This window comes from Pseudomonas sp. HR1 (genome assembly GCF_030175875.1).
Classification (GTDB): domain Bacteria; phylum Pseudomonadota; class Gammaproteobacteria; order Pseudomonadales; family Pseudomonadaceae; genus Chryseomonas; species Chryseomonas oryzihabitans.
Map to the genome: position 1 here is coordinate 105843 of NZ_JASNRF010000002.1, position 9809 is coordinate 115651.

Consider the following 9809-nt stretch of genomic DNA (forward strand, 5'->3'; position numbering starts at 1 on the left):
TCCGCCGGTCCGCCAGGACCCTTGCCCCCCATTCAACAAATCAGAACATTGCCGGACGGCCGCTGTCGCAACTGACTGCCATGCCCTACCGGTTGCTCACCCCTGCCCGGCCGTTCGCGGTCAGCCCGGGGTTGCCCAACTCGAGGGCGGGCTCCGACGCCCGCTCTCCCTCAGGTGTAAAGCGAGACACTGTCTCAGGAGTACGATGAATGCACAGTGGTAACGAAGAGTCGGATTTCGTTTTCGTCGGCGCGGGAATCATGAGTGCGACCCTGGCGGTCATGCTCAAGGAACTGGAGCCCACGAGCACCGTCGAGGTGCTCGAACTGCTCGACGTAGGCGCGGCGGAGAGTTCCAACCCCTGGAACAACGCCGGAACCGGCCATGCGGCCCTCTGCGAGCTGAACTACACGCCGGAAAAGGCGGACGGCAGCATCGACATCACCAAGGCCCTCAGCATCAACGGTATGTTCGAGGCCTCCAAGCAGTTCTGGTCCTACCTGGTCGAGGAAGGCCACTTCGGCTCGCCGCGCGCCTTCATCACCCCGGTGCCGCACATGTCCTTCGTCCATGGCGCCAAGGACATGGCCTTCCTGCGCAAGCGCTACGAGGCCCTCAAGGACCACGCCTGCTTCGACGGCATGGAGTATTCCGAGGATCACGCCAAGCTGCGCGAGTGGATGCCCCTGGTGATGGAAGGCCGGCCGGCCACCGAAGCCGTAGCCGCGACCCATGTGGCCGGGGGTACCGACGTCAACTTCGGCGCCCTGACCATGAGCCTGCTCGGTCACCTGCAGACCCGTCCCGGCACCCAGGTCCGCTACAACCAGAAGGTGGTGGACCTGACCCGCGAGGCCGACCAGCGCTGGCGCCTGACCATCGAGGACAGTCGTTCCGGTGCCACCCGCACCCTGATCGCCAAGTTCGTCTTCCTCGGCGCCGGTGGTGCGGCCCTGCCGCTCCTGCAGAAGTCCGGCATCCCCGAGGGCGCCGGCTACGGTGGCTTTCCGGTGAGCGGCCAGTGGCTGCGCTGCGACGATCCGCACATCGTCGAACGGCACCAGGCCAAGGTCTACGGCCTGGCCGGCGTCAACTCGCCGCCGATGTCGGTCCCGCACCTGGACACCCGGGTGGTGGATGGCAAGAAGTCCCTGCTGTTCGGACCCTTCGCCGGCTTCACCACCAAGTTCCTCAAGCGCGGCTCCTTCCTCGACCTGCCCAAGTCGATCAAGTCGGGCAACATCGGCCCCATGCTCGCCGTGGCGCGGGACAACATGCCGCTGACCCGCTACCTGGTCGGCCAGGTGCTGCAATCCTTCGACCAGCGCGTCGAGGAACTGCGGGCCTTCTACCCGGCCGTGCGCAAGCAGGACTGGCGCCTGGAAGTGGCGGGCCAGCGGGTGCAGATCATCAAGAAGGATCCGCAGAAAGGCGGCGTGCTGCAATTCGGCACCGAGATCGTCGCCTCCGGCGACGGCACCATCGCCGCACTGCTGGGCGCGTCCCCAGGCGCCTCCACCTCGGTGTCCATCATGCTGACCCTGGTCGAGCGCTGCTTCCCCAGCCGCTTCCAGAGCGAAGACTGGCAGGCCAAGCTGCGCGCCATGTTCCCGGCCTTCGGTCACAAGCTGGCGGAAGAGCCCGAACTGCTGCGCGAAGTGCGCGAGCGCACCACCCGCGTCCTGCAACTCGACCAGCCGGCCTGACCCCACCGGGATGGCCCACTGGCGGGCCATCCCTGCTCCTGACCTCCCCCCAGCAAAACCGCCCCCTCTCCCCCAGGGAGAGGGCTGGGGTGAAGGGCTATCGCCCTCCGACGCCTGCCTAATCCCCCAGCGCCGCGCCCTCCCGCCGCGGATCGGCGCCGCCCTGCCAACCTGAGCCCATTCGGCGTATCACCTGGATGCCGCTGGTCATCTCGTCTTCGCGTACCTGGTGCCCACGCTGCTCCAGTGCCTGGCGCAGGGCTGGCGTGGTCTCGCCGCGCTCCAGTTCGGTAGGGCCGTTACGACTGCCGAAATTCGGCAGGCCCGCTGCCGCCTGGGGATCCAGCTGCCAGTCCAGCAAGCCGACCAGGGTCTTGACCACATAGCCGGCGATCTGCGAACCGCCCGGCGAGCCCAGGGCCGCCAGCAGCTCGCCACTCTGGCGGTCGAACACCAGGGTTGGCGACATGGTCGAGCGCGGTCGCTTGCCCGGCTCCACCCGGTTGGCCACCGGCAGGCCCTTCTCCCGCGGCACGAAGGAAAAGTCCGTCAGCTGATTGTTGAGCATGAAGCCCTTCACCATCAGGTGGGAGCCGAAGTAGCTCTCCACCGTGGTGGTCATGGACAGAGCGCCACCCCAGGCATCCGCCGCCACCACCTGGGAGGTGGAAATGCGCAGCGGCGAGCGATCCGGTGCCCAGGCCAGGGTCGGGCCGGGTGGGACCCCCGGCGCGGCCTTGCCCAGGCTGCGCTCACCGACCTGCTGCGCACGACTGGCCAGATACCCGGGATCGAGCAGACCCTTGACGTTGACCGGCACCAGCTCCGGATCGGCCACGTACTGGGCGCGATCGGCATAGGCCAGGCGCTCGGCCTCGGCGATCAGATGCACGGCTTCGGGACGCGGCTCCTGGCCCGCCGGCAGCGCGGTCGGTACTGGCCGCAACGGCGCCAGGGCCCAGGCCGGATCGCGCGCTTGCAGGGCCTGGAGGATGCCCAGGGTCTGGGCCACGGTGATGCCGCCGGCGGGCGGTGGCATGCCACAGACGCGCCAGCGCTGGTAGTCGGTGCACAGCGGCGTGCGCGTCCTGGCGCGATAGCCGGCCAGGTCCTGAAGACTCAGGCTGCCGGGATTGGGGCTCTCCTGCACGGCGCTGGCGATGGCCTGGGCCAGGTCGCCGCGATAGAGCGCTCCGGCGCCCTCCCGGGCGATCAGCGCCAGGGTAGCGGCCAATTCCGGGTTGCGCAGCCGGGTACCCACGGGCTTCACCTGCCCCTGGGCATCCAGATAGAGCCCGGCCATGCCGGGTGACTGCTTGAGGAAGGGGTCGTGGACCAGCTGGTTATGCAGCCGCGGCGACAACGGGAAACCCTCCCGGGCCAGGCGGATGGCCGGCTCGAACAGCACCTGCCAGGCCAGCTTGCCGTGGTCGCGATGCGCCAGCTCCAGGGCCCGCAGCACCCCGGGCACCCCTACCGAACGACCGCCGATCCGTGCCTCTTCGAAGGCCATGGGGCTGCCATCCGGGTGCAGGAAGAGCCTTTCCGTGGCCCCGGCTGGCGCGGTCTCGCGACCGTCGTAGGCCTGGACCTTGCGACCGTCCCAGTAGAGCAAGAAGGCACCGCCGCCAATCCCGGAGGATTGCGGCTCGACCAGGGTCAGGACCGCCTGCATGGCGATGGCGGCGTCGATGGCCGAGCCGCCCTGGCGCAGGATCTCCCGGCCGGCCTCGGCGGCCAGGGGATTGGCCGCGGCCGCCATCTGCCGGGTGGCTGCGCTGGCCGTCAGCCCGGGGCGGTAACCGGAACCGGCCTCGGGAGCCGTGGGCAGGGAGTTCTCGCGACCCTGGCTACAGGCGGCCAGGGTCAGGGACAGGAAAAGGGGCGTAAAGATCGACAGAGGCATTCGCAAGGGGGGCTCCTGGGCAACGGGGGCTTTCGCCCGCCAAGCCTAGCCCATCACCTGCCCCACCGCCGCCTGTCTGACCTCAGAGCGGCAGGTGACGGTGCAGAAAGCCGCCGCAGAGCACATCCAGCCAGAGCAGCTGGTGCAGGGCGACGATGGCGAAGAACACCAGCCGAAAGCTCAGCTTGACGGTCTTGTGGCGAAAGCGCTGCTGGGCGATCAGGGCGCCCGGCCAGCCGCCGAGCAATTCGCCCAGGTGCAGCATGCGCTCCGGCACGCGCCAACCCTTGTCGCGGGCGCGCTGCTTGTCGTGCTTGTAGAGCAGGTAGGTGGCCACGCTGGCCACCAGATAGAGCGGCATCGGCCAGAGCACCCCGCGGCCGAAGGCCAGCGACAGCATGCCCACCAGGGGCAGGATGAAGACGGCGATCTGCAGCAGCGCCAGCATGTCCTGGCGGGCGATGGCGGCGCGCTGCTGATAGGGCGTCAGCGGCGCTGCCCGCTTGGCGGCCTTGGGGGAAGCATTCTGCCCAGACGCACGAGCCGGCTTGCGCCGGCTCTGCTGTTCCTTCTCGGGTTTCACCCGGCCGCCTTGGCCGCGTGCCAGTCGATCCAGCCGAATTGCCAGGTGGCCAGGATCAGCAGTCCGAAGACGATGCGGTACCAGCCGAAGACTTCGTAGCTGTGGTTGCCGATGAACTTCAGCAGGGCCTTGACCGCCAGCATGGCGAAGAGGAAGGAGGTGACGAAGCCGACTCCGAACACCAGGACGTCGCTGGCGGTGAACAGGTGACGGTACTTGTACACGGAGTAGACCGTCGCCCCGACCATGGTCGGCATGGCCAGGAAGAAGGAGAACTCGGTGGCCGCCTTGCGCGACAGGCCGAACAGCAGGCCGCCGATGATGGTGGAACCGGAACGCGAGGTGCCCGGGATCATCGCCAGGCACTGGGCGCAGCCGACCTTGAGGGCGTCATGCCAGCGCATGTCGTCCACCTCTTCCACGCGGATGCGATGGGTACGCTTTTCCGCCCAGATCATGATCACGCCACCGATCACCAGGGCGAAGGCCACGGTGATGGGGTTGAACAGGTATTCGTGGATCAGGTCACCCAGGATCACGCCCAGCACCGCGGCGGGCAGGAAGGCGATGATCAGGTTGCCGGTGAAACGCTGTGCATAGGACTTGCGCGGCAGATCGGTGACGATCTCGAAGACCTTGAAGCGGTATTCCCAGACCACGGCCAGGATGGCCGCCAGCTGGATGATGATATTGAAGGCGATGGCCCTTTCCCCACCGAAGCCGATCAGATCGGCAACGACGATCTGGTGGCCGGTACTGGAAATGGGCAGAAACTCGGTGATGCCCTCGACGATCCCCAGAATCAGCGCCTGCAAGGCACTCCATAGGTCCATGGTATTACTCCATCCAAGTGAAACATTTGCAGGTAGCCGGAGCTGCAGGCTCCGGCGGCAACGGGGTTCGAACCGTGACGCTCCGCAGGGCATGGCCCTTCGCGGTACCCAAGACAGCACGTGCTGAAGTCAGCGCCCGGCACCTTACCAGAGCGAGACCGGTTGAAGAGACCGATAGACGGCCATTAGGTGCCGTACAATGACGAATTCAATCTTTCCGGATGTGAAGCATGTCGTTTCTGGAGTCGCTCACCACCCTGCTGGGCATGTCGCCCGTGGAGCTGCTGGCCGCCGTTCTCGGGGTGATCGCCGTCTGGCTGACGGTGCGCCAGAACATCTGGGCCTGGCCCATCGGCCTGGTTATGGTGGTGCTCTACGCCTGGATCTTCCTGGACGTGAAGCTCTATTCGGACATGCTGTTGCAGTGCATCTATGCGGTGCTGCAACTCTATGGCTGGTGGCAATGGCTCAGGGGCGGCCAGCAGCACCAGGGCCGCGAGGTCACTTCGCTGGCGGCGAAACCCCTGCTGGCCGGTCTGGCCGTTGGTGCCCTGGGCAGCCTGGCCCTCGGCTATCTCATGGGTACCCATACCGACGCCGCCCTGCCCTGGCTGGACGCCGCGCTCACCGGCTTCAGTCTGGTCGCCCAGTTCTGGATGGCGCAGAAGCGCCTGCAGTGCTGGGTGCTGTGGTTCGTGCTGGACGTCATCTATGTGGGCCTCTTCTATTACAAGGGCCTCTACCCCACCGCGATCCTCTATGCGGTCTTCGTCGGCCTGGCGGCCTATGGCTGGCTCGACTGGCGTCGCGCCCTGGCGACCGCGCGATGAAGGTGGTGGTGCTGACCGGCCCCGAATCGAGTGGCAAGTCCTGGCTGACGCAGGTGCTGAGCGAAAGGTTCGGCGGTATGCGGGTCGACGAGTACGTCCGCGAATACTGCGAGCGGCACGGTACCGACACCACCCTGGCGGATGTGGAGCTCATCGCCCGCGAGCAAGTGCGTCGGGAAGACCAGGCGCGCGCCGCCGCGCCGCCCCTGCTGCTGCTGGACACCCATCTGCTGAGCAATCTGCTGTGGAGTCGGCTGCTGTTCGGCACCGCGCCCGCCTGGCTGGAGCCGGCGCTGCTGGCCCGCCGCTACGATCTGCACCTGCTGCTCGACCCCCGCGACGTCGCCTGGCAGGACGACGGTCAGCGCTGCCAGCCGGAGCTGACCGAGCGGCTGGCGTTCTTCGCCCACTGCCGCGACTGGCTGCAGGCCCATGGCCAGCCGCTGCTGGAAATCGCCGGCGACTGGTCCGAGCGGCAAACGGCCGCGCTGGCCGCGGTGAGCCGATTGCTGCACGAGGCCTGACCCGCCGGTAGAATGACGTCCTACACCGGAGAACGCCATGCACGACGACGATGCCTCTTTCGCCGACTTCACCCGCGGGATCCGTCCGCTCAAGCAGGATCGCGCCGACACCGGCAAACCGCGCGCCGACCTGGGCCAGGTCGCCCAGCGCCGTGCCGATGCGACCAGGACCACGACCGCTATCCGGGTCGATGGCCTGAGCGATGCCTTCGTCATCGATGTGGGCGCCGAGGACGAACTCTACTGGGGTCGCGACGGTGTCCAGGACACCCAGCTGCGCCGCATCAAGGGTGGACAGATCCCGTTCGAGGGCAGTCTGGACCTGCACGGCATGACCGTGGAGAAGGCCCGGGAAACCCTCTGGGACTTTCTCGCCGAGGCCACCCGCCTGGAAATCCGCTGCGTGCGCATCACCCATGGCAAGGCCGCGCGCCTGGACGGGCGCCGTCCGCTGATCAAGAGCCACGTCAACACCTGGCTGCGCCAGCACCCCCAGGTACTGGGCTTCACCTCCTGCCTGCCCCGCCACGGCGGTACCGGCTCGCTTTATGTCTTGCTCAAGCGCACCATGCTCGAAGGTCGCGACGAGTGACTCCGCGACTCGGGTGACGTCTCATCCGAGCGCCAACCTCCTTATCGACAAACAGGAACCCAAATGTCTCTCGAACAGCACTACTCCTCGATCCTGACCGGACTCGGCGAAGACATCGGCCGGGAGGGGCTGGTGGACACGCCCAAGCGCGCGGCCAAGGCCATGCAGTACCTCTGCCGTGGCTACAACCAGACGCTGGAAGAGGTGGTGGGCGAGGCGCTCTTCACTTCCGACAACAGCGAGATGGTGCTGGTCAAGAACATCGAGCTGTACTCCCTGTGCGAGCACCACATGCTGCCCTTCATCGGCAAGGCCCACGTCGCCTACATGCCCAAGGGCAAGGTGCTCGGCCTGTCCAAGGTGGCGCGTATCGTCGACATGTTCGCCCGTCGGCTGCAGATCCAGGAAAACATGACCCGGCAGATCGCCGAGGCCATCGAACAGGTCACCGGTGCCGCCGGGGTCGCAGTGGTCATCGAGGCGCAGCACATGTGCATGATGATGCGCGGCGTGGAAAAGCAGAATTCCTCCATGGTCACCTCGGTGATGCTCGGCCAGTTCCGCGCCAGCGATGCCACCCGCGCCGAATTCCTCAGCCTGATCAATCGCTGAGTCGGCTGCGACGTCCGCCACCCTGGAGGGTCGAAGTCTCGAACCTCCAGGAGACCTGCACGCCATGCCGGACATCCACAGCCTCACCCTGCTCAGGGCCCAGCCCGAACGCTCCCAGGCGCTGGGCACCCATCTGCTCGATCTCGCCGCCGTGGCGGTAACCGACGCAGGCTGCCTGGACTACCGGGTGTTCCAGGGCAGCGAGGATGGCGACCTCTGGGTGATCCAGGCCCGCTGGGCCTCGGTCGCCGCCCAGGACGACCACTTCAACCAGCCCCATACCCTCGTCTTCCTCGACGAGTTGCCCAAGCTGGCGGACGAGGTGGACCTGTATCCGCTGGAGCCGAGAAGACCGGCTGGCACGCCTTAATACGGCTTACAACGTCCTATCGCGGCCATGGCGGTCCGCCGATGCGGCCGCTCCTACAGGGGGTGATGCTTTTGTAGGAGCGGCCCATGGCCGCGATAAAGCTAAGTCAGCTGTCGCGTGACCTCATCAATACTCCGACAGCGCAAAGCTCGTCAGGGCGAAGGTGGGGATGCCGGCGGCTTCCAGGCGCTTGGAGCCGCCCAGTTCGGGCAGGTCGACGATGGCGGCGGCCTCGTGGACCTCGGCGCCCAGGCGGCGGATCAGGTTGCCAGCGGCGACCAGGGTGCCGCCGGTGGCGATAAGGTCGTCGACCAGCAGCACCGAATCACCGGCGCTGACGCTGTCCTTGTGCACCTCGATCACGGAGTCGCCGTATTCGGTACTGTAGACCTCGGTCAGCAACTCGGCCGGCAGCTTGCCCTGCTTGCGGAACAGCACCAGCGGCTTGCCCAGTTCATAGGCCAGGATCGGGCCGATGAGGAATCCGCGGGCATCCAGCGCCCCGACATGGGTGAAGGACGCCGAACGATAGCGCTCCAGCAACTCCGCCATGACGGCGCGCAGGCCTTCGGGCGACTGGAACAGCGGCGTGATGTCCCGAAAGATCACCCCCGGCTTGGGAAAATCGGGCACGGCGCGGATGAGGGATTTCAGGGCGGATTCGGAAAAGGACATGGCAAAGACTCTCGGGCGCCGGGCGCCTGGTTGAACACGATTGCACAGTATACCGGGGGCTACAGGGCCGGGGCCAACCTGCCGTCCCCTGGCGCTGAATCGATTCATGTAGTGACTTCCGTTGACAGCTACCAACGAAGCGGACATTCTCGCTTTCGCGCAAACGTTTGCGCGACCACAAGAACCATAAGAATTCGGAGATTCCCCTATGCTGGCCTTTCGCCCTGCCCGCCTGCTGGCGGCTATCGCTCTCACCTCCGCTTCGCTGATCCTGCCGCTCGCCGCCAGTCACGCCACGGCCGCCGAAAAGCCCAAGGTCGCGCTGGTCATGAAGTCCCTGGCCAACGAATTCTTCCTGACCATGGAAGACGGCGCCAAGACCTACCAGAAAGACCATTCCGCCGATTTCGACCTGATCTCCAACGGGATCAAGGACGAGACCGATACCTCCAGCCAGATCCGTATCGTCGAGCAGATGATCGTGTCCAAGGTCGACGCCCTGGTCATCGCTCCGGCCGACTCCAAGGCGCTGGTTCCGGTACTGAAGAAGGCCAGCGACGCCGGCATCAAGGTGGTCAACATCGACAATCGCCTGGATCCCGAGGTGCTCAAGTCCAAGTCCCTGGACATCCCCTTCGTCGGTCCCGACAACCGCAAGGGCGCGCGCCTGGTGGGCGAGTACCTGGCCAAGCAGCTCAAGCAGGGTGACCAGGTCGGCATCATCGAGGGCGTCTCCACCACCACCAACGCCCAGCAGCGCACCGCAGGCTTCAAGGACGCCATGGAAGCGGCCGGCATGAAGATCGTCGGCGTGCAATCCGGCAACTGGGAAATCGACAAGGGCAACGCCGTCGCCGCGGCCATGCTCAACGAATACCCTGACCTGAAGGCCCTGCTGGCCGGCAACGACAGCATGGCGCTGGGCGCCGTCTCCGCCGTGCGCGCGGCCGGCAAGAAAGGCCAGGTGCAGATCGTCGGCTACGACAACATCAAGGCCATCCACCCGATGCTCAAGGACGGTCGCGTCCTCGCTACCGCCGACCAGTTCGCCGCCAAGCAGGCCGTGTTCGGGATCGAAGCCGCGCTCAAGCTGGTCAAGGGCGAGCCTACCGGTGCCAAGGACGGCGTGATCGAGACCCCGGTCGAACTCGTCACCCAGCCCTGATCCGAGGAGAGCC

11 protein-coding genes are annotated in these 9809 nt (G+C 66.4%); 7 read left to right on the forward strand and 4 right to left on the reverse strand.

All coding sequences use genetic code 11. The annotated features are described in order from the left end of the window. Positions 1-209: 209 nt before the first annotated feature. On the forward strand, positions 210-1706 hold the full coding sequence (mqo, locus tag QKY98_RS07815) for a malate dehydrogenase (quinone) (RefSeq protein WP_284670635.1): 1497 nt from the start codon (positions 210-212) through the stop codon (positions 1704-1706). A 118-nt stretch (positions 1707-1824) separates the two neighbouring features. Here the strand turns inward: mqo and QKY98_RS07820 are convergent, their stop codons facing one another. The 3 genes from QKY98_RS07820 to QKY98_RS07830 form a co-directional block, all read right to left on the reverse strand. Next, positions 1825-3612 (reverse strand): gamma-glutamyltransferase family protein, encoded by a 1788-nt coding sequence (locus QKY98_RS07820; RefSeq protein WP_284670937.1) that lies wholly within the window; start codon positions 3610-3612, stop codon positions 1825-1827. A gap of 82 nt (positions 3613-3694) precedes the next feature. Then, entirely contained in the window at positions 3695-4195 is a 501-nt protein-coding gene (locus QKY98_RS07825; protein WP_027599467.1) for a DUF1294 domain-containing protein, read from the reverse strand. Continuing rightward, positions 4192-5028, reverse strand: a complete 837-nt coding sequence (locus QKY98_RS07830) for an undecaprenyl-diphosphate phosphatase (RefSeq protein WP_027599468.1) — start codon at positions 5026-5028, stop codon at positions 4192-4194. The genes QKY98_RS07825 and QKY98_RS07830 overlap by 4 nt, the downstream gene beginning before the upstream one ends. Before the next feature lie 266 nt (positions 5029-5294). Here QKY98_RS07830 and pnuC point away from each other — a divergent pair, with 266 nt between their 5' ends. The 5 genes from pnuC (at position 5295) to QKY98_RS07855 (ending at position 7956) form a co-directional block, all read left to right on the forward strand. Then, positions 5295-5858, forward strand: a complete 564-nt coding sequence (gene pnuC / locus QKY98_RS07835; RefSeq protein ID WP_027602227.1) for a nicotinamide riboside transporter PnuC — start codon at positions 5295-5297, stop codon at positions 5856-5858. Beyond that, positions 5855-6382: an AAA family ATPase gene (locus tag QKY98_RS07840; protein WP_108582681.1), complete on the forward strand. Its 528-nt coding sequence runs from the start codon at positions 5855-5857 to the stop codon at positions 6380-6382. Before pnuC ends, QKY98_RS07840 begins: the two co-directional genes overlap by 4 nt. 37 nt (positions 6383-6419) lie before the next feature. Continuing rightward, positions 6420-6974, forward strand: a complete 555-nt coding sequence (locus QKY98_RS07845) for a Smr/MutS family protein (protein WP_241810075.1) — start codon at positions 6420-6422, stop codon at positions 6972-6974. Between the two features lie 63 nt (positions 6975-7037). Then, positions 7038-7586: a GTP cyclohydrolase I FolE gene (folE, locus tag QKY98_RS07850; protein ID WP_027599472.1), complete on the forward strand. Its 549-nt coding sequence runs from the start codon at positions 7038-7040 to the stop codon at positions 7584-7586. 64 nt (positions 7587-7650) lie between these two features. Further along, on the forward strand, positions 7651-7956 hold the full coding sequence (locus QKY98_RS07855; protein ID WP_284670636.1) for a putative quinol monooxygenase: 306 nt from the start codon (positions 7651-7653) through the stop codon (positions 7954-7956). Positions 7957-8082: 126 nt separating this feature from the next. Here the strand turns inward: QKY98_RS07855 and QKY98_RS07860 are convergent, their stop codons facing one another. Continuing rightward, positions 8083-8631 (reverse strand): adenine phosphoribosyltransferase, encoded by a 549-nt coding sequence (locus QKY98_RS07860; protein ID WP_027599474.1) that lies wholly within the window; start codon positions 8629-8631, stop codon positions 8083-8085. 208 nt (positions 8632-8839) lie between these two features. Between QKY98_RS07860 and QKY98_RS07865 the strand changes: the two genes are divergently transcribed. Beyond that, positions 8840-9796: a sugar ABC transporter substrate-binding protein gene (locus QKY98_RS07865; protein ID WP_007158440.1), complete on the forward strand. Its 957-nt coding sequence runs from the start codon at positions 8840-8842 to the stop codon at positions 9794-9796. The last annotated feature ends 13 nt before the right edge of the window (positions 9797-9809 follow it).